This window comes from Sphingobium limneticum (assembly GCF_008710155.1).
GTDB classification, from domain to species: domain Bacteria; phylum Pseudomonadota; class Alphaproteobacteria; order Sphingomonadales; family Sphingomonadaceae; genus Sphingobium; species Sphingobium limneticum.
The window spans coordinates 30,780-51,975 of record NZ_VYPZ01000021.1 but is presented as its reverse complement, the minus strand read 5'-3'; the positions used below and the strand labels follow the sequence as shown (position 1 = coordinate 51,975).

Here is a 21,196-nt window from a genome sequence, read left to right as displayed (position 1 = left end):
CGCTGCGTCAGGCGGGTTCAGCGCGTCAGGCGTGTCTGTGCGGAGGCCAGCCGGCGCATCATCCGCATATCCTTCAGGTCGATCTTCACCGCCGACGCCGCCCAATTTTCGACGATGTCCTTGAGTTCTTCATAATCGAGCGGATCGACCCGTCGTCCGGCCTGGAACACGCCGACATGGCCTGAATGATGGGCGCGCGTGCTGCTGATATAATCGCGTACCGCCGCTTCGCCCTCACCATCCTCTACCAGGCGATGGACGATGCCCAGATCATACATTTCCTCTGCGGTGTAGACCTTGCCCGACAGGATCATGCGTTCGGCCATCAGGCGGCCCAGCTTGCGGGCCAGGATCGAATAGGCGCCCATGCCGGGGAACAGGCCGAACAGCATTTCCGGCAGGCCGAATCGGGCACTGCGTTCAGCGACCACGATGTCGAAGCAAAGCAGCGCTTCGAACCCGCCGCCCAGCGCATCGCCCTGCGCCAAAGCGATGGACACGACCGGCATGTCGCCATTGCGCCAAGTGCGATTGACCACGTCGATGCAGGCATGGCCATAATCGATCAAGCCGGGCAGGTCGCCGCGTTCGATGCAGCCGGCGAACAGTTCCAGATCGCCGCCCAGATTGAAAACGCCAGGAAAGCGGGAGCCGGCAACCAGATATTTGATCGGCAATTGGCCCGCATCGAACAGTCGCTTGCTCTCCACATACCAGCTGCGCACATCGCGCAGCATCGCCATCGAGAAATTCGGCCGCTCCTGCGGCGCCATGAATGCCCACAGGGTTTCCAGCGGCGCATCCCATTGCACGTCGATCTGGCCCAGATCGAACATCATCGACTGGCGAGTCAGTTCGGAAGCGACTGTTTCCGTAGCGTCGAACGCTACGTCTTCAGCCGATGAAAAGGGCTCTTGCGATGCCGTGTCCAATTCTCGTCCTGTCGAACTAAAACGTCCTGAATCAATCATGTGCGACCCCATTTTCCTATTCTGAATGAACAGATCAGGCTCGCAGGCAGCATGCAATCAACCCGAACATGATTGACAGACCGTTAACCATTTTTGCCTTGCACTGTTGCAAGGAGGTCGCCCCAAAAGCCCCAGAACCGGATCGGATGTGGCGCAGATGCCACAAAGGCCGTTGTTGCTCGACTGTAAAATTTTAGGCTCAGGCCTTTGTTAACCTTTGTTAATTATGCCGTCGCCCATGAACGAGCCGCGTCCACATAGCCCCAGCGTCACGCTGGCCCTGCATGACGAGCAGGGTGATCCCTGGCCTTTGCGGCTGTCTGCCGATTGTTTGCGCTTCATCGGCCCCTATCGCCGGATAGAGGGTTTTCACATAGATGCGATGGCTCTGTTCGAGGGCGTGCGAAAAGCGGGTTGAGGCCTGCTTCTTGAACAGACGCCGGTTCGCCATTAGAGCGCGGCGATGACCAAAGCCCGTTTTTCCTTCTCGATCCACGCCACCGATGGCAAGGCCCGCACCGGCGCGATCCAGATGCGCCGCGGTGAAATCCGCACGCCCGCCTTCATGCCTGTAGGCACCGCCGCCACCGTCAAGGCGATGCGCCCGGCCGAAGTGCGCGCAACCGGCGCGGACATCATCCTGGGCAACACCTATCATCTGATGCTGCGCCCCGGTGCCGAACGCATGGCGCGGCTGGGTGGCCTGCACGGCTTCATGGGCTGGGACCGGCCTATCCTGACCGACAGCGGCGGCTATCAGGTGATGAGCCTGAGTGCGCTGACCAAGATGAGCGAGGAAGGGGTCGCCTTCTCCAGCCATATCGACGGGTCCAAGCATATGCTGACGCCCGAGCGGTCGATGGAGATCCAACGGTTGCTCGATAGCGATATCGTCATGGCTTTCGACGAATGTACCAAAAATGGCTGCACCCATGACGAGGCCGCCCGGTCGATGGAGCGGTCGATGCGTTGGGCCAAGCGATCACGCGACGGCTTCGATGCGGGCGGGGATCATGCGGCACGCGCCGCGCTGTTCGGTATCCAGCAGGGGTCGCTGGATGAGGGGCTGCGCCGCATTTCCGCCGAAAAGCTGATCGAGGTCGGGTTCGACGGTTATGCCGTGGGTGGCCTGGCGGTGGGCGAGGGGCAGGAGGCGATGTTCGCCACGCTGGATTTCGCGCCCGACATGCTGCCGCAGGACAAGCCCCGTTACCTGATGGGCGTGGGCAAGCCGGACGATATCGTCGGCGCGGTGGAGCGCGGCATCGACATGTTCGATTGCGTGCTGCCCACCCGGTCGGGTCGTAACGGGCAGGCCTTTACCTGGGCTGGGCCGCTCAACATTCGCAATGCGAAGTTCAATGAGGATCAGGGGCCGCTCGATCCGCGTTGCGGTTGTCCGGTCTGTGCGACGTGGAGCCGCGCCTATCTGCATCATCTGGTTAAGGCAGGGGAAATGCTGGGCGCGATGCTGATGACCCAGCATAATATCCATTTCTACCAGGAACTGATGCAGGGCCTGCGCGACAATATCGCCGCCGGCACCTTGGCCAGCTTCACCGCCGATTTCCGTCGCGATTATCGGAAGGTCTGATCCGGTTTTGGAGCATGATCCGACTAGATTGAATCGGACCATGCTCTAGGCTCTAGAAGTTTTTTGTTGTCCGCATTTTGCGAGCCGTCAGCTGTGCCAGCTGACTTCAAAATGCTCTAGGGGATGACGGTGATGACGATGCTATAGCTGCCCGCCTCACCATCATATTCCAACGGGGTCCGCAACTGGCGCGACAGGCCGGTCAGTACCCGGCCATAACGCTCATCCAGATGGCTGGCCATGTCGTCCGAACTGCAAAGCCCCGTCGATCGCACCGTCAGCCGGGCGCGATCATCACGGTCCGGCTCCAGTTGCACGGAAATGCGCATCGTCGCCTGCGGGGCGAGCATCATCGCCAGTTCGACCAGTTCGGTCAGCAGGAAGGCGATCGGTACGGCCACGTCCTGGCTGATGTGCAGATTGTCGCTGTCGATCTGGATCGCGAACCGACGCGCCAAGGCGGGCGCGGTGCCGCGCAGGCTCGCCGACAATTCGCTGATGAGCGGGCGCACGCCGACGCCGCGATTTTCTTCCAGCTCCGCAAAATGGTTGCGATGGACGACCGACAGCGCATCGACGCGGCGCTGGATCGAGGCATAGGCGTCCGACGCTTCGATATTATGCGCAGACCGGGCGTGGAGGTTGATGAGGCTGGCAATGATCTGGAGGTTGTTCTTGACCCGATGGTGGACTTCGCGGGTCAGCTTGCGCTGCGTTTCCAGCCCTTCCGCCATCTCCGCCTCATGCGTGGCGACGTCCTTGCTGATCTCGTGGAACGTCTCGCCCAGCGCCATGATCTCCAACGCCGGCGTGCGAATGCGCTGCAACGGTTCCAGCACTTCGCCAGGCTGATAGGCGGCGACCACGCGGCGCAACAGCACCAGCGGACGGATCAGCAGGCGGTTGACCACGAACCAGCCGATGGCGGCGGCGGCGAACCACATGACCAGCGGCAGGAAGAGCGACAACATCCGCGCCAGCGTGGCGGGCGGCTCGCGCACGGTCATGGTGAGCAGAATGTCGGGTGGATCGAGCCGCGCGGACAGGCTGTTGCTATGGCCGCTGACGCCGCCGCCCGGCCGGCTGACGACCAGTTGGCGATTACCCTGGCGCAGGGTAAGCTGTCGGTTCTGCAATGCGGTGGCCGGATCGGCCACGCTCTCCAGATGGGCGCGCGAATAATAGGACAGGGCGACCAACCGTCCATTGCCGCTGCGTACGCGGCTGACCAGATGGGTCGGCAGCAATTGGGCGATCGGCCGATCGAAGCGATTGGCAGGGGTGATGCCAGCAGGTTCCGACTGAGACGATTGGCAAAGTATGTGCCCGGCCCGGTCGTAAATGTAGAAATGACCGCCCTCGGCATCATGGGACGTCAGGAAAAAAGCCAGCCGCCGGCACATGCCCTTGTCAGCGGCGCCATTGGCGATCGCATTGACGGTGAGTTCCAGGGCGGTGCGGTCAGACTGTAAATCGGCGGTCAGCTTGCGCGCGCTCTGCGTCACCGCGACGCGAAGCAAGGCTTCCTTTTCCAGGTCGGCGGTACGGATCGCCTGCAAGGAGGCAACCAGCGCGATCAGCCCGAGCGGCAACAGGGCAAGAGTCAAGATGAGGAACATCTTGACCCCGGTCGATCGGAAAAAATGCAGCAATGACTCGATCATCGAGCGGGCTGCCGGAGGAAGGCTGCCCCCCATCATAAACGTCTCAGTCCAGCTTACTCAGTAGATCCAGCATTTCGGAGGGAATATCTTCCTCCACGGCGCGCTGGTAAACAGTGCGCAACGCATGAGAGACATTGCCATCTTCCTTGCCAGCGCCGGACCGGCGCTTGGGTTGGGCGGCGGAGCCCTTCACCTTTGTTTCCGGAGGTGGGACGTCATTTCTGTCGTCATCGGCCACGCCCCGCTCCGTCGTTGAAGAAACCAAAATCAGCCCCTCTGCAGCAATTTCCGCCATGCCGGCGCGCCCGTTTCGCGGGTTTGCGTCATGACGTCAATTCGCACAACCGTGCAATCCATAGGAAAATCACGATATCGTTGAAAAAACCATGTGGATGCGAAACAAATCCGTCTGTCGATGGTTCCGTCCTCCGAAGCATTTTTTACGCTGCACAGCTCTGCGCGGCGATGGGGGCGACGGGGGGTTGTCATAATGACATGGACATTCCATCCTTCGCGGCGTTCCCATGCTTCGGGACAATGATGCCCAAACGGGCAGGGAGAAGACTTGACGATGTCGCTTGGACAGCAACTGCACCCCCATCTTCCGTTCCTGCGGCGCTATGCCCGGGCGCTGACCGGTAGCCAGAACCATGGCGACGCCTATGTCCGTGCCGCACTGGAAGCGATCGTCGCGGCGCCGGAGGAATTTCCCAGCGATGTCGACCCGCGCCTTGGCCTGTACAAGACGTTCCAGGCGATCTGGTCGTCCTCGCACCTCGAAGATCTGCCTAATTCGGGCGGCAACGGTCGTGAGGCGATCGCCCAGGCGCGGCTCGCCCGATTGACGCCGCTGCCGCGCCAGGCTCTGCTGCTGACGGCTCTGGAAGGCTTCACCGTCGATGACGTATCCTATCTGATCGACCTGGACAGCGCCGATGTGGAAGCGCTGGTCGAGGAAGCATTGGGCGAGATCGAAGCGCAGACCCGCGCGAAGGTGCTGATCATCGAGGACGAACCCATCATCGCGATGGATATCGAAACGATCGTCCGCGATCTGGGCCATGACGTCACCGCCATTGCTGTCACTCGCGAAGATGCGGTGCGTGAGGCGCTGGCCGACCGGCCGGGCCTGGTGCTGGCAGATATCCAGCTGGCGGACGATAGCAGCGGCATCGACGCGGTGAAGGACATTCTCGCCGAATTTTCGGTGCCGGTCATCTTCATCACCGCCTTCCCGGAACGATTGCTGACCGGCGAACGCCCGGAACCCACCTTCCTGATCACCAAGCCGTTCCAGCGCGCGACGGTGAAGGCCGCCATTTCGCAGGCGCTGTTCTTCGACGAGGCCACCGCGCCCGCCTGAAGCGCGGGAGGTCAGAAAGTCACGGAACCCCGATCGGAGCGCTGCGTTAATGATGCGTAACGATCGGGAGACGTGTCATGACCGGACAGGAAAGACATATCTCAACCGATGACGCGCGCGCAGGCGCCACGCCCCATGTGGTGCGCTACGTACTCGCCATCTCGCTGGCGCTGGCGGTACTCGCCATGCTGCTGGTGATCTGGCGATAGGCGATGCAACGGAAAGTTGGTTCTTGGCAGTGATCGGTTTAGGGTACGGATGCACTTATGGCTTTGACGACGTCGGTTCATGCGGCGGATGTAGAATCCGATACGAGGGTTGTTCCCATGAATGAGGACGTTGGTGCAGTCGCCGAGAGCGAAATCAGCGGCATCGAAGAGCGCGCGACGCTGTCCGATTCGGACTTCAAGCGCGAACTCGCGGCCGTAATCCCTCATCTGCGCGCCTTCGGCCGATCGCTGTCCGGCAATCGGGACGTGGCGGACGATCTGGTGCAGGAAACCCTGCTGAAGGCATGGGCGGCGCGCAATCGCTTCCAGGCCGGCACGAACATGCGGGCATGGACCTTCATCATCCTGCGCAACCATTATCTGTCGCAGATGCGCCGGTCGCGCTTCCGGGGCGATTGGGACGATCTGACGGCGGATCGCATCCTCGCCGCGCCGGCGGGACAGGACAAGCATGTCGAATTGAGCGATATGCAGCGCGCGCTGCTGCAACTGCCCCAGCCCCAGCGCGAAGCGCTTATCCTGGTCGGTGCAGGCGGCTTTGCCTATGAGGAAGCGGCCGAGATTTGCGGCGTCGCCGTCGGGACGATCAAGAGTCGCGTGGCGCGCGGTCGCGCTGCGCTGGAGCAGATATTGGAGAGCGGCGACTTGCCGTCCCGTCGTACCCAGCAGACCACCGACACGGCGGTGCTGGACGAGATCATGGACGATGTCGATCGCCTGAGCCGTGGCCGCAGCGTCGACACTATCCATGAGGATGACTGATCGGAACGTTCGGCTTCCCTTGTCCGTTATGCGGAGATCAAGGAGAGACTCTATGGGTGACATGCCCTCTGGCCGGGACGACGAACGAGTCCCGCCATCACCGCATATTTCCGTCGTCCGGCGCTCGCATGGCAGTGGCGTGGTTTTCGCGCTGATCGCCGTTGCGCTGGTGCTGGCGATCGGTTTTTTTTATATGACCAACGAGCGACGCGGCGATGCGCAGGCTGACAAGCTGACGCATGCGGCCGGATCGGTGGACGACGCGGCCCGGATCGTGGGCGATGCGGCGCAGAACGCCGCCGACACGCTGCGCAACGAGCATTGAAGCGGATCTGATTTTCGTTCTTTTATAGACGCGTCATCCATCTGGTGATCGTGCGGTACCCGACGGCGCGCCAGCACTCAGCGGCGGGTTCCTGCAAACAGTTGCCCCAGGATTCAGCATTTCTTTGCCATTGTCGGGCAGTGTGTATCCACTGTCGGATTATCTTACAGCTGCTGTAAGGAAAATCCGGTTCCCCCGAAGGTGCGCCACCATGGCGGCCAGCAGGATATGCGTGACGATGATAAGGCTGTTCAAACATTATGTGCCGCATGCGGTGCTGCTGCTGGGACTGCTCGATTTCGCGTTGCTGCTTTGCGCGGCCGAAGGGGGCTGGATATTGCGGGCGCGCCAGATCGGCATGGATGTCGATCATGTGATGACCCGTATGGGGCCGCTGATCAGTTTCGCCGTCGCGATCCAGACCGGCATGATCGCGGTCGGCGTCTATGGCACCGAAGCGCTGCAATCCATCCGATTCGCCTTTGCCCGCCTGCTGGTGGCCGTATCGCTGGGCGTGATTTTCCTGTCGGTTCTCTACTTCCTGCTGCCCGGCATGACGCTGTGGCGGTCCAATTCGCTCTACGCCATGGGGCTGGCCATTGCCCTGCTGGTCACTGTGCGGCTGCTGCTTGGGTCGATGCTGGGCGGGGAGGCGTTCAAGCGGCGGCTGGTGGTACTGGGCGCGGGTAATCGGGCGAACCGGATCAAGGATCTGGAGCAGAAGCGCGGCGCGGGCTTTCTGGTGGTGGGCTTCATCGCCATGAATGACGGGCCGCAAGTCATTCCCGAAGCGATCAACCGCGATGCGGTGTTCAACCTGTCCGACTTCGTCGTCCGGCTGAACGCCAGCGAAGTCGTGCTGGCGCTGGAAGAGCGGCGCAACGCCATTCCGATGAGCGACCTGTTGCGGATCAAGACCACGGGCGTTCATGTGAACGACCTGTCCAGCTTTCTGGAGCGTGAGACGGGCCGTGTCGACCTGGCCAGCGTTAATCCCAGCTGGCTGATCTTTTCCGACGGGTTTTCCGCCGGCCGCCGCCTGTCCAGCATCGCCAAACGCCTGTTCGACGTGATCGCCAGTTCCATCCTGCTGGCGCTGACCGGCCCGATCATCCTGCTTGCTGCCATATTGGTGAAACTCGATACCAAGGGACCGGCTTTCTACCGCCAGCAGCGCGTCGGCCTGTTCGGTCAGGAATTCTGGATCGTGAAGCTGCGCACGATGCGGCTGGACGCGGAGGTCGGTGGGCAGGCGGTCTGGGCGGAAAAGGACGATCCGCGCATCACGCGCCTCGGCTACTGGCTGCGTAAGCTGCGGATCGACGAATTGCCGCAGACCTGGACGGTGCTGAAGGGCGAGATGAGCTTCGTCGGCCCGCGCCCCGAACGGCGCCAGTTCGTCGAGGATCTGGAACAGCATCTACGCTATTATGCCGAACGCCATATGGTGAAGCCCGGCATCACCGGCTGGGCGCAGATCAACTATCCCTATGGCGCGTCGATCGAGGATGCCCGGCACAAGCTGGAATATGATCTCTATTATGCGAAGAACTACACGCCCTTTCTGGACCTGCTGATCCTGATCCAGACCTTGCGGGTCGTGCTCTGGCCCGACGGCGCGCGCTGAGGCGTTAGCGACCATGGGTGCGCTCCTTCAATTTGTCGGCGACTGGGGCCATGCGCTGGCGGCGGTGCTGTTCGCGGCGCTGGGCATCTTTCTGCTCCGTCGCCGAGACGAGGCGCCAGAGCCGCGGCTGCTCGCTGCGGCCCTGTTGCTGACGTCGTGCTGGGCGCTCTACGTGTCCTTCGGTGGCGTGTCGAAGCCGCTGTCGGGCGTCGGCGAAAGCATCCGCAATGCCGCCTGGGTGCTGGCCATGTATGTCATGCTGCGGCGTGGGCCGGTGGGCCGCGCAGGGCCGACGATGGCGGTCAGCGCCGTCTATCTGGCGGTGGCCGGCCTGTTGCTGATGCAGACCGTTACCGACCTTCTCTGGCGGCAATTGTCGCCCGCGAGCGACCTGCATCACGCGCTCGTCACCTGCTCGCTGATCCTGCGCATGATGACGGCGATCGGCAGCCTGTTGCTGGTCCATCATCTTTACACCGCCTGGCCTTCGCGGGAGCGGGGCGGCGTGTCGCTGCTGCTGGGATCGCTGGCGGCGATGTGGACCTATGACCTCAATCTTTACGCGATCTGCTGGTTCGCGCCGCATAGGGTGAATGAGCTTTACGCGCTGCGCGGGTTGCTGATGGGGCTGATCGCGCCGGTGATTGCGGTGGGCATGCGCAAGGGGATGGCGGGGCGGTTGCAATTGTCGCGGGCCATTACCTTTCAGTCGCTCTCCATCGTCGCGGTGGCCCTCTATGTCGCGGTACTGACCGCTGCGGCCGTCCTGATCGAGATGATCGCCGGTCCCTATGCACGCGTGGTGGAGATTGCAGCGGTCTTCTTCACCGCCGTCACCGCGCTGGTGCTGCTGCCTTCGCCGCAGGTCCGGGCGCTGTGGAAGGTGCAGGTCGCCAAGCATTTCTTCCAGCATCGCTATGATTATCGCACCGAATGGATGCGTTTTGGCGACACGATAGGCCGTCCGGGCGAGGATGCCGCGCCGCTCGGCCAGCGCGTCGCGAAGGCGATGGCCGACATCACCGATTCGCCCGGCGCGCTGCTGCTGTTGCGCGATGAGCAGGGTGGGTTGGCGTTCGAGACGCAATGGAACTGGGCCGGCGACCTGTCCGATGTCGGAACGGTCTCGCCCGGCATCGTGGCGCAATTGGAGCAGACCGGTTGGATCGTCGATCTGGGTCGGCGCAAGAGCGGAGAGGGCGCACTCGACCTGCCCGAGTGGATGACGCAGGAGCGGCGCTTCTGGGCGCTGGTGCCGCTGATCCATTATGGTCGGATGATCGGTGCGCTGCTGCTGGCCCCGCCGCCGATCGACCGGCGGCTGGACTGGGAGGATTTCGACATGTTGCGTGCCGCCGGGCGACAGGCCGCGACGCATATCAGTGAGGCGCAGGGCCAGCAGGCGCTGGACGACGCGCAACGGTTCGAGGAATTCAACCGCCGCTTCGCCTTCATCATCCATGACGTGAAGAATCTGGTGAGCCAATTGTCGCTGCTGTCCCGCAATGCAGAGCGCCATGCCGACAATCCCGAATTTCGCGCCGACATGGTGCTGACGCTCAAGGAATCGGTGGGCAAGATGAACGACATGCTCGCCCGCCTGTCCCAGCATAACAAAGGCAAGGCGGAAGAGCCGCGCCCCGTCGCGCTGATCGACCTGTTGCAGCAGGTCGCCCGTACGCGTGCGCGGCAGCATCCCGTGCATGTCAGTGGCGACGCGCCGCTGGCCCTGGCCGATCCGGTGCGGGTCGAACAGATCGTCATCCATCTGCTGCAAAATGCCATCGACGCCAGCACAGCCGACAGCCCGGTCGACCTGCGCCTGTCCGCCGAAGCGGGCGAGGCGGTGGTCGCCATCATCGACCGGGGCAAGGGCATGAGCGCGGAATATATCCGCCGCGACCTGTTCAAGCCCTTTTCCTCCAGCAAGGCGGCAGGCTTTGGCCTGGGCGCGTTCGAGGCGCGGACCCTGGCGCAGGCCATGGGTGGGCGGATCGAGGTGGAGAGCAAGCCCGGTGCGGGCAGCCGTTTCACATTGCGCCTGCCATTGGCGCCCCATAGCGATACACAAGAAAAGGCCGCCTGATGAGCGACACCCGCCCCAAATTGCTGATCGTGGAGGATGATCCGGGCCTTCAGCGCCAGTTGCGCTGGGCCTATGAGGATTATCAGCTGTTCATTGCCGGCGACCGGCAGGAAGCGATCGAGATTTTGCGCGCGGAAACGCCCGACGTGGTGACGCTGGACCTTGGCCTTCCGCCAGATCCCGATGGCACCAGCGAGGGCTTTGCCACGCTGGCGGAGATGCTGAAGATCAAGCCGGATACGAAGATCATCGTGGCGTCCGGCCATGGCGCGCGGGAAAGTGCGCTGGATGCGATTTCCGGTGGGGCTTATGACTTCTACCAGAAGCCGGTCGATATCGACGAACTGGGGCTGATCGTCCGTCGCGCCTTCCATGTTCATGCGCTGGAGCGGGAAAATGCGCGGCTGGCCGAAACCGCGCCGGAGGACAGCCGGGTGCTGGGGCGCATCATTTCGGGTGCGCCCGAAATGATGAAGGTCGCCCGCACGATCGAGCGGGTGGCCGGTGCGCAGGTGTCCGTTCTGCTGCTGGGCGCGAGCGGGACGGGCAAGGAATTGCTGGCGCAGGGCCTGCATGACGCCAGCCCACGTCGTGGTGGCGCGTTCGTGGCGATCAACTGCGCCGCGATTCCCGAGACGCTGCTGGAATCCGAACTGTTCGGTCATGAGAAAGGCGCCTTCACCGGCGCGATCAAGACCACGCCGGGCAAGATCGAACAGGCGCAGGGCGGCACGCTGTTTCTGGACGAGGTGGGGGACATTCCGCTGGCCTTGCAGGTCAAGCTGTTGCGCTTCCTGCAGGAACGGGTGATCGAACGGATCGGTGGGCGTCAGCCCATCGCCGTCGATACGCGGATCGTGTGCGCGACCCACCAGAATCTGGAACAGATGATCGAAGGCGGTGCCTTCCGCGAGGATCTTTATTACCGCCTTGCTGAAATCGTGGTGCGGATTCCGGCGCTCAAGGATCGGCCGGGCGATCCGGCGTTGCTGGCCCGCCATTTCCTGACGCGCTTCGCCCGTGACATGAACCCGCAGGTCAAGGGGCTGGCGCCCGATGCGCTGGCGGCGCTCGATGGCTGGGGCTGGCCGGGCAATGTGCGCGAACTGGAAAACCGGATGAAGCGCGCGGTCATCATGGCCGACGGGAAACTCATCACCGCTGCCGATCTGGACCTGGACGATGAGCGGGCGGAGGGCGGCGACCTCGTGAATTTGAAGGCGGCGCGCGAAATGGCAGATCGTCGTGCGATCCGTCGTGCGATCGCGCGGACCGATGGCAATATTTCCGGCGCGGCCAAGATGCTGGGGATCAGCCGGCCGACGCTGTATGATTTGCTCAAACAATATCAGATGCAGGGCTGACGCCGATGCGACGGTCCCGTCTGATCCTGATTGTCGGGGTGGCGCTGCTGGCGCTAGGTGCTACTGGCATATTGCAATGGCGGGCGCATGAACGCGATGGCAGTGCGGCGCTGACGCGCGGTCTGGCCGCACTCGACAAGGGTGACGCGCGCACGGCGCGGGTCGAGTTGATGAACGCCATCAAGCGCGATCCCAGATCGACGGCCGCCCATGTGGCGCAAGCACAGGCGCTGGTCGATCTGGGCGATGGGGCGGGCGCGCAGGCGGCCGTCGAACGTGCGCGAACATTGGGGTCGCCGCCGGCGGCGACGCGCGCCATCATGGCGCAGGCGCTCCTGTTGCAGGGGGACATGGATGGCGCTCTGAAGGAGGCGCGCGCGTCTGATTTGCCTCCGGAAGCGGGCGTGGTCGCGGCCCGCGTGATCGCGCAGGCTATGCTGGGGCAGGGCGACCTGCCGGCAGCGCGCGCGGCGTTGCAACATGCGTTGGCTAACGCGCCCGGTGATCCTGCCAATTGGGTCGAGCTAGGCCGGTTGCAGATGGTGGCGGGGGATCAGGCCGGTGCGATCATGGCCGCCGACCGCGCGGTTGCGCTGGCGCCCGGCGATGCGAGGGCGCTGACTTTGCGCGGCGAACTGACCCGCGCGCAATATGGCCTGGCTGCTTCGCTCCCCTGGTTCGAGCGGGCACTGGCCGCCAATCCGGATTCGGTGCCGACGCTGGAGCAATATGCCGCGACCCTGGCGGATGCCGGGCAGGCGAGCCATATGCTGGGCCTGACCCGCCGCCTTCTGGCACTCGACCCGTCCAATCCGCGCGCCTGGATGATGCAGGCGGTGATGGCGGCGCGGGTCGGGCAGGGCGATCTGGCCCGCAAGCTGCTGGAGCGAACCAAAGGCCGGCTGGACGATGAGCCGGCGACGCGCCTGCTGCGCGGCATATTGCAATTGCAGGATGGCAATCCGGTGCTGGCGACCGAGGCGCTGGCGCCACTGGTCGCCGCCCAGCCGGATAATCGCACGGCGCGTACGCTTTTGGCGCGGGCATTATATGATAATGACGATTTTGCATCCGCCGCGACGACGCTGGCGCCGATCGTGGCGCAGCGGGATGCCGATCCCTATGTGCTGACGCTTGCCGCGCGGGTGCAGGAGGCGCTGGGCAACCGGGCGATGGCGGATGATATGCTGGCGCGGGCCGCCTGGCCGGTGCGGGCGTCGAGCGATTCATTCGCCAGTGCGGCGGACCCTGGGCTGGCATCCGGTGCGGGGCCGGCCAGCAGCACGACCGCGCGCGACAATATTCCCTATATCCGGGCGCTGCTCAGCACCGGGCGCAATGGTGATGCTCTGGCCCGGGCGCGATTGCTCAGCCGTGCCAATCCCGGTGCGCCCGATGCCTGGCTGATATTGGGCGATACGTTGGGCGCGGCGAACCAGCCGCAGGAGGCGGCGCGTGCTTATGAAGCAGCCGGCAACATCCGGTTCGATCGCGATGCTGCGCTGCGGCTGGCCGCCGCATGGACTCGTGCGGGCAATGCGCCGCGCGCGCGCCAAGTGGTGCAATTGTCCCTGAGTCAGAATCCCAATGACGTGGAGGTTCAGCGTGTGGGCGCCGACATGGCAATGCAGGCGCAGGACTGGCGCGGCGCGCGACGGATGTTGCAGGCGGTGCGGGCACAGATTGGGGACAATGACGCGGTGCTGATGGCGGACCTCGCTCGCGCCGCGATGGAGGATGGCGATCGGAACGCCGCGCGCGCCTATGCGGCGCATGGCTATCGGTTGATGCCCGGCAATCCGGTAACGGCGGACATGTTCGGTTGGGTGTTGCTGCGCAGCGGCGAGAAGGGGCCGGCGGCGGTCGACCTGCTGGAAAAGGCGGTGGCGCTTGCGCCCGGAGCGCCTGCATTGCAACTGCATCTGGGGCAGGCCTATGCCGCAGCGGGGCGCAAGGGGGAGGCGAAGCTGGCGCTGGGCCGTGCGGCGGCTACCGGTCGTCAGGATGCACTGGACGCGCTGGCGGCGCTGTAAGGGCAAGCGCCCTTCGACAAGCTCAGGGCGAACGGATGTGGCGGTTTATGCTTTCGCCAGATCCAGATCGTCGATCCGCAGGCCAAGCCGCCGGATCTGCTCTGCGACGGGCGGCCAGACACTGTCGAGGAAGCGTTCGCGTTCGGCTTCGCGCAGGCGGCGGGTCGCGCCGTCCGAGACGAACATGCCGACGCCGCGCTTCACCACGACCAGCCCGTCATCCTGGAAACTCTGATAAGCCTTCGCCACGGTCAGCGGATTGGCGCCCTGCGCCGCAGCAAAAGCTCGCACCGATGGCAACAGGTCGCCATCGGTAAATTCCCCATCCAGGATGGAGGCGGCGATAATCTCACGCAGGCGGAGATAGACGGGTTTGGATTCGTCGGCCATAGTGCATCAGTGCCATAATACAGCCATGCGGGTCAATCCGCAGAGGTTGTTCGGCAATGCTTTGCGGTTATAATTATCTGTCCCAGGTCGATACGATCGCGTCATATTCTGGCCGGGGCCGTTCTTCCTGCGGTTTGCCGGACGTGCCGATGAACACGAAGCCGACAATCTTTTCGCCGTCCTTGCCAAAGGCGTCACGCACATCGTCGTTGAAGCTGGGCCAGCCGGTCAGCCAACCGCCGGCAAAGCCCAGCGCATGGGTGGCGTGGAGCAGGTTCATGATCGCGGCGCCCGCCGACAATTCCTGTTCCCAGACCGGAATCTTGCTGCCCGCGACCGGGGTGGACAGGGCCACCACCAGTGTGGGTGCCTGATGGGCGAACTGGTGCATCGCTTCGATTTCCAGCCGTCCGGCGTCCGGCTTTTCCGCGCGGTAGGCGGTTTCCAGCAGGTCGGCCAAGGCGGCGCGCTTGCCCTGCGGCACGATGACGAAACGCCATGGCGCCAGCTTGCCATGATCGGGGGTACGCAGCGCCACCTCCAATATCTGGCGCAGTTGCGCGTCGTCCGGGCCGGGCGCGATCAGGTCGCGCGGTTTGCCGGAACGGCGGGTCTGGAGCAGGGCGAGCGGGGAGGAGAGGTCGTTGAACATCGTGCCGACAGATGGCGTGCCCAACGCTTCGGCGCAAGGGTTCAGGCGCCCTTTTGACAGGGCGGACCGATCCGCTCTAGGTTCGCGCCCATAAGCGGCCCCCAGCATGGCGGGCCGGACACAAGAATAAGCAAAGGGTGCCGAATGGCGACTTCGGACATGATTTCTGCCGAGGCAGGGAAAACCTGGCTCGGCCATCCGCGCGGGCTGTATCTGCTCTTCTTCGCGGAAATGTGGGAGCGTTTCTCCTATTACGGGATGCGCGCCATCCTGATCTTCTACCTCACCAAACATTTCCTCTTCGGCGAGGATAAGGCGTATCTCCTCTATGGCGCCTATACCTCGCTGGTCTATATCACGCCGGTCATCGGCGGTTATCTGGCCGACCGGTTTCTGGGGCCGCGCAAGGCGGTGCTGGTCGGCGGCGTGTTCATCGCCATCGGCCATTTCCTGATCGCCATTACCGAGGGACCGGGCGGACAGGATCCGCTGTTCCTCAATGGCTTCTACCTTGCGCTGGCGTCCATCATCGTGGGCACCGGTTTCCTGAAGGCCAATATTTCCGTGCTGGTGGGCGAGCTTTACGCCCGCGACGATCATCGCCGCGATCCCGCCTTCTCCATCTTCTACATGGGGATCAACATGGGCGGGATGCTGGGGCCGGTCGTCTGCGGTCTGCTGGGCGAACTATGGGGCTGGAGCTGGGGTTTCGGCGCGGCTGGCGTCGGCATGCTGGCGGGGCTGGTCATGTTCGTGTGGCTGAAACCCTGGCTGCTGGGCAAGGGTGAGCCGCCCGCGCCGCAACAGTTGCGCGCGCGCACGGCCACCGGGCTGAGCCAGGAATGGACCATCTATCTGGCCGCGGCGCTGGGCGTGGCGGCGATCTGGTTGGTCATTCGCTACGCCGAATTGCTGGGCTATGCGCTGCTCGGTTTTTCGGCGCTGACCGTCGTCTATATCGTGTGGCGGACGGTCGGTACGTTGGGCAAGGTCGATCGCGATCGCATGTTCGCCGCGCTCTTCCTGATCGCGCTCAATCCGCTCTTCTGGGGCCTGTTCGAGCAGACCGGATCGTCGCTCAACATCTTTACCGACCGCAATGTCGACCGCAGCATGCTGGGGTGGGAAGTGCCTGCATCCCTGTTCCAGTCGGTCAATTCGGTTTTCATCATCCTGCTCGCGCCGCTCTTTGCGGTGCTGTGGACCTTCCTCGACAAGCGGCGTCTGGAGCCGTCCTCTCCCGCCAAATTCGGTATCGGGCTGGTGCTGTGCGGCGCGGGCTTCCTCGTGCTGGTCGCGGGCGCGGCAATGGCGGGCGAGAATCTCACGCCGGTCATCTTCGTCTTCCTGATCTATCTGCTCCACACCATGGCCGAACTCTGCTTCTCGCCGGTGGGGCTGTCCGCCATGACGCGCCTGTCGGTGTCGTCGATGGTCGGGCTGGTCATGGGCACCTGGTTCCTGGCCATGGCGGCGGGTAATTTCATCGCGGGCCTGATCGCCCGCGCGACGGGGAGCGGCGAGGCGGGTAACGTCACGCAGGTGCTGGACGTCTATACCCGCATCGGCTGGTTCGCGATCGTGGTGGGGGGGCTGGTGCTGCTCGTCTCCCCCTATGTGAAGCGGCTGATGCATCTCGATCTGATCGGTTCGGAGGAAAAGGCATGAACATGAGCGGCAAGATGCTGCTGATCGCGGCGTTGCTGGCGGGGACCGCCGGCCCGGTCGCGGCAAAGAAGGAGAAGGAGGTGCCGCCCGCTGCGCAGGGATCGTCGGCCGAGCCGGACAATCCTTATCCCTCCACCTACAAGCCCTATCCGGGGCGGCCGACGGTGATCCGCAATGCGACCATCTTCGACGGGGAAGGTGGGCGCATCGACGGGGGCGTGGTCTTCCTGAACGAAGGCCGGATCGTCGCGATCGGCGGGCCGGATACGCCGATCCCGGCCGATATCGCGGTGTTCGACGGGACCGGCAAATATGTGACGCCGGGCGTGATCGACATTCACAGCCATCTGGGCGTCTATGCTTCCCCTGGCGTCGATGCGCTGTCGGATGGCAATGAAATGACGTCGCCGGTGACGCCCCATGTGTGGGCCGAACATAGTATCTGGCCGCAAGATCCCGGCTTCGGCCGGGCGCTGGCCAATGGCGGCGTGACGACGCTCCAGATTCTGCCCGGATCGGGCAATCTGTTCGGCGGGCGCAGCGTGACGGTGAAGAATGTCCCCGCCCGCACCCAGCAGGGAATGAAATTCCCCGGCGCACCCTATGGGTTGAAGATGGCTTGTGGCGAAAATCCCAAGCGCGTCTATGGCGCCAAGGGACGCGAACCCAGCACCCGCATGGGCAATATGGCGGTTGATCGCCAGACCTGGATCAAGGCGCGGGAGTATCAGAAGAAGCGCGCCGCCGGGAAGGACCAGACCCGTGACCTGGGCATGGAGACGCTGGCCGATGTGCTGGAAGGCAAGATCCTGGTCCACAATCATTGCTATCGCGCGGACGAGATGGCCAATGTGATCGATATGTCGAAGGAGTTCGGCTATAAGATCACCGCCTTCCACCATGCGGTCGAAAGCTACAAGATCGCCGACCTGCTGCGTGAAAACGGCATATGTTCGGCCATGTGGGGCGATTGGTACGGCTTCAAGATGGAAGCCTATGACGGGATCAAGGAAAATGTCCCGCTGGTGCAGCAGGCTGGCGCCTGCGCGATCGTGCATAGCGACGATCAGGACGGCATCCAGCGCCTGAATCAGGAAGCGGCCAAGGCATTGGGCGCGGGGCGGCGCATGGGGATTAATATCTCCGATGAGGTCGCCTGGACCTGGCTGGCGATCAACCCTGCCAAGGCGATGGGCATTGCCGACCAGACCGGCAGCCTGAAGGTCGGCAAGATGGCCGACGTCGTGCTGTGGAACGGCAATCCGTTCAGCACCTATACGCGGCCGGAGAAGGTGTGGATCGACGGGGCGCTGATGTATGACAGCGGCAATCCCAAGCTGCGGCCGGTGAGTGATTTCGAACTAGGCCAGATCGGCGCGGGAGACGTGAAATGAGCATGACGCGAACGGTTCTTGCAATGTTGGCCATAGCCATTTCCACCTCCGCGCTGGCCCAGTCCGTCGCCATCACCGGCGCCACGCTGGCGATCGGGGACGGGTCGGAGCCGATTCGCAACGGCACGGTGGTCATCACCGCTGGCAAGGTGGTTGCGGCGGGTGCTGGCGTGGCCGTGCCGGCGGGAACGAAGACGATCGATGCAGGCGGTAAATGGGTGACGCCCGGTATCGTGTCGGGCTTTTCCCGCGTGGGTCTGGCCGAAGTGCCGGGGGTGAAGGAAACCAATGATACCCGCGCGGCCCGATCGCCATTCTCCGCCGCGATCGACGTCGCGCCCGCGATCAATCCGCTCGCCAATCCGATTGCGATCAGCCGCACCGCCGGCGTGACCCGCGCGGTGGTGGTGCCTGCGGCTGGTAATGGGATCTTCGCCGGGCAGGGCGCGGTGATCGACCTGGGCGCGGACATGACGCCCATTACCAAGGCCCGTGCCTTCCAATATGTGGAGATGGGTGAGGAGGGGAAGGATGATGCCGGCGGCAGTCGCGCGGCGACAGTTCTGACATTCCGCATGATGTTGCGGGAAGCGCAGGCATTTGCGAAGGCGCCAGCCAGCTATGATGGCCGGTCGCGCGATGCGCTGCTGAACCGGGTCGATGCCGAGGCGCTGGTACCGGTCGTCACCGGTGCGATGCCGCTGATGGTGCATGTCGAAAGCGCACGGGATATCCTGACCGTACTGTCGCTGCGGCAGGATTTCCCGGCGTTGAAACTGATCCTGGCAGGGGCGACCGAAGGCTGGATGGTCGCGCCGCAGATCGTGGCGGCCAAGGTGCCGGTCATTACGGCCGGGCTGGAAGACCTGCCGTCGAGCTTCGAGAAGCTGGCCGCGACCCAGAGCAACGTCGGGCGGATGGTGAAGGCGGGCGTCAGTGTTTCGATGGGGCTGCTGACGGGCGACGATGCCCTGCAACTGCGCGCGGCGACGCAGCAGGCTGGCAATATGGTGGCGCTCACGAAGGTGCCGGGCGCGACGGGGCTTAGCTGGGGGCAAGCGCTGCGCACTATCACATCGGCCCCGGCCGAGGCGATGGGGCTGGGCGACCGGTTCGGGTCGCTGAAGGCCGGCAAGGCGGGCGATGTGGTGATATGGGACGGCGATCCGCTGGAAATGACGTCGGCGCCGGTTTCGGTGTGGATCGACGGCGTGCAGCAACCGCTGGAAAACCGACAGACCAAGCTGCGCGACCGCTATGCCAGCCCAAGCGAAGGGGCGATGCCCAAAGCGTATGAGTGGTGAGAGGAGAGGGGGGCTGCATCAGTGTAACGTCGCTTCCCCCTCACCCAGCTTCGACTAGGCAGCAAGCTACCAAGTCTGCGCAGCCCTCTCCCCCTCTGGGGAGAGGGGTATCTTGATCCTTGGCTGTATCTTCCGCTAAGGGCGGGATATTCGCATGGACCCGGTGAAATTCCGGGTGGCTATTCCGGCCGCCGATCCGCCGGACAACATCCCACATGATCCAACCCGATGCGCCGCCTTCGTTGCGGCGTCATGTGCCTTGTTGTGGATTTTCTATGACCGATCTCCTGACCCGCTACCGTCGGCAGTGGTTTGTCGACTTTACCTCCGCCCGGCGCGATGCGCTGGCCGGGATCGTCGTCGCGCTGGCGCTTATTCCCGAAGCCATCGGCTTTTCCATCATCGCCGGCGTCGATCCGCGCGTCGGCCTCTATGCCTCCGTCGCGATCGCCATGACGATCGCGCTGATCGGCGGGCGGCCGGGGATGATTTCCGCCGCGACCGCCGCCGTCGCCGTGCTGGTCGGGCCGCTGGTGAAGCAGCATGGCGTGGAGTATCTGTTCGCAGCGACCATCATGATGGGCCTGATCCAGATCGCGGCCGGGCTGCTGCGGCTGGACCTGCTGATGCAGTTCGTGTCCCGATCGGTCATTACCGGCTTCGTCAATGCGCTCGCCATCCTGATCTTCATGGCGCAACTGCCGCAACTGACCCATGTCAGCTGGCACACTTATGCGATGGTCGCGGCGGGGCTGGCGATCATCTACCTGTTCCCGCGTGTGACGAAGGCGGTGCCTTCGCCGCTGGTGGCGATCGTGGTGCTGAGCGTGGCCGGCCTGTGGCTGGGCCTGCCGGTGCATAGCGTCGGCGACATGGGCAAGCTGCCGGAAGGGCTGCCCAGCTTTGCCCTGCCGCATGTGCCGCTGACGCTGGACACGCTGCGGATCATCCTGCCCTATTCGGTGACGATGGCGGCCGTCGGGCTGCTCGAATCCATGCTGACGGCGCAGATCGTCGACGACATGACCGATACGGACAGCGACAAGAAGCGTGAGGCGATGGGGCAGGGCGGAGCGAATATCGTCGCCGCGCTGTTTGGCGGCATGGGTGGATGCGCGATGATCGGCCAGTCGGTCATCAATGTGACGTCGGGCGGGCGCGGGCGCTTTTCGACCTTCGTGGCGGGCGGTTTCCTGCTGTTCCTGCTCACCGTACTGGGGCCGTGGGTGGGGCTGTTGCCCATGCCGGCCTTGGTGTCGGTGATGGTGATGGTGTCGATCGGCACGTTCAGCTGGAATTCGATCCCGAACCTGCGCCGTCATCCTCCGACGTCTTCGGTGGTGATGCTGGTGACGGTGGCCGTCGTGCTTGCCACGCGCGACCTGTCGCTGGGCGTGCTGGTCGGCGTGCTGCTGTCGGGCATTTTCTTTGCCGGCAAGGTGCAGCGCATGTTCGCGGTCGAACGGAGCGAGGCGGACGGGCGGACGGTCTATCGCGTCACCGGCCAGATATTCTTCGCATCGGTCGATCGCTTCACCCGCGCCTTCCGGCCGGAGGATGGCGCTGGCCCTATCCTGATCGACGTGAGCAGCGCGCATTTCTGGGATATTTCAGGCGTAGGGGCGCTCGACAAGGTGGTTGCGCGGTTGCGCGGGGATGGACGGCAGGTCGAGGTGGTCGGCTATAACCGGGCCAGCGCCGACCTGATCGACCGTTTTGCCGTGCATGACAAGACCGGGGTGGAACTGGGCGCTACGCCGCATTGAGAC

19 protein-coding genes and 1 other annotated feature are annotated in these 21,196 nt (G+C 63.8%); of the genes, 14 read left to right on the top strand and 5 right to left on the bottom strand.

The window, feature by feature from the left end:
• Positions 1-17: 17 nt before the first annotated feature.
• A complete protein-coding gene (locus tag F4U94_RS18475; protein ID WP_120250467.1) occupies positions 18-971 on the bottom strand; it encodes a crotonase/enoyl-CoA hydratase family protein in 954 nt (317 codons plus the stop codon).
• A 238-nt stretch (positions 972-1,209) separates the two neighbouring features.
• Between F4U94_RS18475 and F4U94_RS18470 the strand changes: the two genes are divergently transcribed.
• Positions 1,210-1,389, top strand: a complete 180-nt coding sequence (locus tag F4U94_RS18470; protein WP_120252098.1) for a hypothetical protein — start codon at positions 1,210-1,212, stop codon at positions 1,387-1,389.
• 45 nt (positions 1,390-1,434) lie between these two features.
• Complete coding sequence (gene tgt, locus F4U94_RS18465) at positions 1,435-2,565, top strand: tRNA guanosine(34) transglycosylase Tgt (RefSeq protein ID WP_120250466.1); 1,131 nt, start codon at positions 1,435-1,437, stop codon at positions 2,563-2,565.
• 116 nt (positions 2,566-2,681) lie between these two features.
• On the opposite strand, the gene F4U94_RS18460 is transcribed toward tgt, so the two are convergent.
• Together F4U94_RS18460 and F4U94_RS18455 are read right to left on the bottom strand one after the other, a co-directional pair.
• Entirely contained in the window at positions 2,682-4,229 is a 1,548-nt protein-coding gene (locus tag F4U94_RS18460) for a sensor histidine kinase (RefSeq protein ID WP_249042086.1), read from the bottom strand.
• 43 nt (positions 4,230-4,272) lie between these two features.
• Complete coding sequence (locus tag F4U94_RS18455) at positions 4,273-4,524, bottom strand: NepR family anti-sigma factor (RefSeq protein WP_120250465.1); 252 nt, start codon at positions 4,522-4,524, stop codon at positions 4,273-4,275.
• Between the two features lie 276 nt (positions 4,525-4,800).
• On the opposite strand from F4U94_RS18455, the gene F4U94_RS18450 reads away from it, so the two are divergent.
• The 8 genes from F4U94_RS18450 (at position 4,801) to F4U94_RS18420 (ending at position 14,019) form a co-directional block, all read left to right on the top strand.
• Positions 4,801-5,592: a response regulator gene (locus F4U94_RS18450; protein ID WP_120250464.1), complete on the top strand. Its 792-nt coding sequence runs from the start codon at positions 4,801-4,803 to the stop codon at positions 5,590-5,592.
• Positions 5,593-5,669: 77 nt separating this feature from the next.
• A complete protein-coding gene (locus F4U94_RS25395; RefSeq protein ID WP_269462537.1) occupies positions 5,670-5,801 on the top strand; it encodes a hypothetical protein in 132 nt (43 codons plus the stop codon).
• Between the two features lie 117 nt (positions 5,802-5,918).
• The gene (locus F4U94_RS18445) at positions 5,919-6,584 is read left to right on the top strand and encodes a sigma-70 family RNA polymerase sigma factor (protein WP_120250463.1); all 666 of its coding nucleotides are present in this window, start codon (positions 5,919-5,921) and stop codon (positions 6,582-6,584) included.
• 52 nt (positions 6,585-6,636) lie between these two features.
• The gene (locus F4U94_RS18440) at positions 6,637-6,909 is read left to right on the top strand and encodes a hypothetical protein (protein ID WP_120250462.1); all 273 of its coding nucleotides are present in this window, start codon (positions 6,637-6,639) and stop codon (positions 6,907-6,909) included.
• Positions 6,910-7,147: 238 nt separating this feature from the next.
• Entirely contained in the window at positions 7,148-8,536 is a 1,389-nt protein-coding gene (locus F4U94_RS18435) for a TIGR03013 family XrtA/PEP-CTERM system glycosyltransferase (RefSeq protein WP_120252096.1), read from the top strand.
• A 13-nt stretch (positions 8,537-8,549) separates the two neighbouring features.
• Positions 8,550-10,622 carry an XrtA/PEP-CTERM system histidine kinase PrsK gene (prsK, locus tag F4U94_RS18430; protein WP_120250461.1) on the top strand — a complete coding sequence of 691 codons (2,073 nt, stop codon included), beginning with the start codon at positions 8,550-8,552 and terminating at the stop codon, positions 10,620-10,622.
• Positions 10,622-11,986, top strand: a complete 1,365-nt coding sequence (gene prsR / locus F4U94_RS18425) for a PEP-CTERM-box response regulator transcription factor (RefSeq protein ID WP_120250460.1) — start codon at positions 10,622-10,624, stop codon at positions 11,984-11,986. The genes prsK and prsR overlap by 1 nt, the downstream gene beginning before the upstream one ends.
• A gap of 5 nt (positions 11,987-11,991) precedes the next feature.
• On the top strand, positions 11,992-14,019 hold the full coding sequence (locus F4U94_RS18420; protein WP_120250459.1) for a tetratricopeptide repeat protein: 2,028 nt from the start codon (positions 11,992-11,994) through the stop codon (positions 14,017-14,019).
• 45 nt (positions 14,020-14,064) lie between these two features.
• On the opposite strand, the gene F4U94_RS18415 is transcribed toward F4U94_RS18420, so the two are convergent.
• Together F4U94_RS18415 and F4U94_RS18410 are read right to left on the bottom strand one after the other, a co-directional pair.
• Positions 14,065-14,409 (bottom strand): GntR family transcriptional regulator, encoded by a 345-nt coding sequence (locus tag F4U94_RS18415; protein ID WP_120250458.1) that lies wholly within the window; start codon positions 14,407-14,409, stop codon positions 14,065-14,067.
• 73 nt (positions 14,410-14,482) lie between these two features.
• Positions 14,483-15,061: a nitroreductase family protein gene (locus F4U94_RS18410; RefSeq protein ID WP_120250457.1), complete on the bottom strand. Its 579-nt coding sequence runs from the start codon at positions 15,059-15,061 to the stop codon at positions 14,483-14,485.
• A gap of 159 nt (positions 15,062-15,220) precedes the next feature.
• Here F4U94_RS18410 and F4U94_RS18405 point away from each other — a divergent pair, with 159 nt between their 5' ends.
• The 4 genes from F4U94_RS18405 (at position 15,221) to F4U94_RS18390 (ending at position 21,193) form a co-directional block, all read left to right on the top strand.
• On the top strand, positions 15,221-16,729 hold the full coding sequence (locus F4U94_RS18405; RefSeq protein WP_427771308.1) for a peptide MFS transporter: 1,509 nt from the start codon (positions 15,221-15,223) through the stop codon (positions 16,727-16,729).
• Positions 16,726-18,123: an amidohydrolase gene (locus F4U94_RS18400; RefSeq protein ID WP_120250455.1), complete on the top strand. Its 1,398-nt coding sequence runs from the start codon at positions 16,726-16,728 to the stop codon at positions 18,121-18,123. The genes F4U94_RS18405 and F4U94_RS18400 overlap by 4 nt, the downstream gene beginning before the upstream one ends.
• Positions 18,120-19,427 carry an amidohydrolase family protein gene (locus F4U94_RS18395; protein WP_427771310.1) on the top strand — a complete coding sequence of 436 codons (1,308 nt, stop codon included), beginning with the start codon at positions 18,120-18,122 and terminating at the stop codon, positions 19,425-19,427. Before F4U94_RS18400 ends, F4U94_RS18395 begins: the two co-directional genes overlap by 4 nt.
• Before the next feature lie 153 nt (positions 19,428-19,580).
• Positions 19,581-19,636 (top strand) — a sequence feature (sul1 is cis-regulatory element that is thought to sense ions involved in sulfur or methionine metabolism; They are found in Alphaproteobacteria).
• 66 nt (positions 19,637-19,702) lie between these two features.
• A complete protein-coding gene (locus F4U94_RS18390; protein ID WP_120252094.1) occupies positions 19,703-21,193 on the top strand; it encodes a SulP family inorganic anion transporter in 1,491 nt (496 codons plus the stop codon).
• Positions 21,194-21,196: the final 3 nt, after the last annotated feature.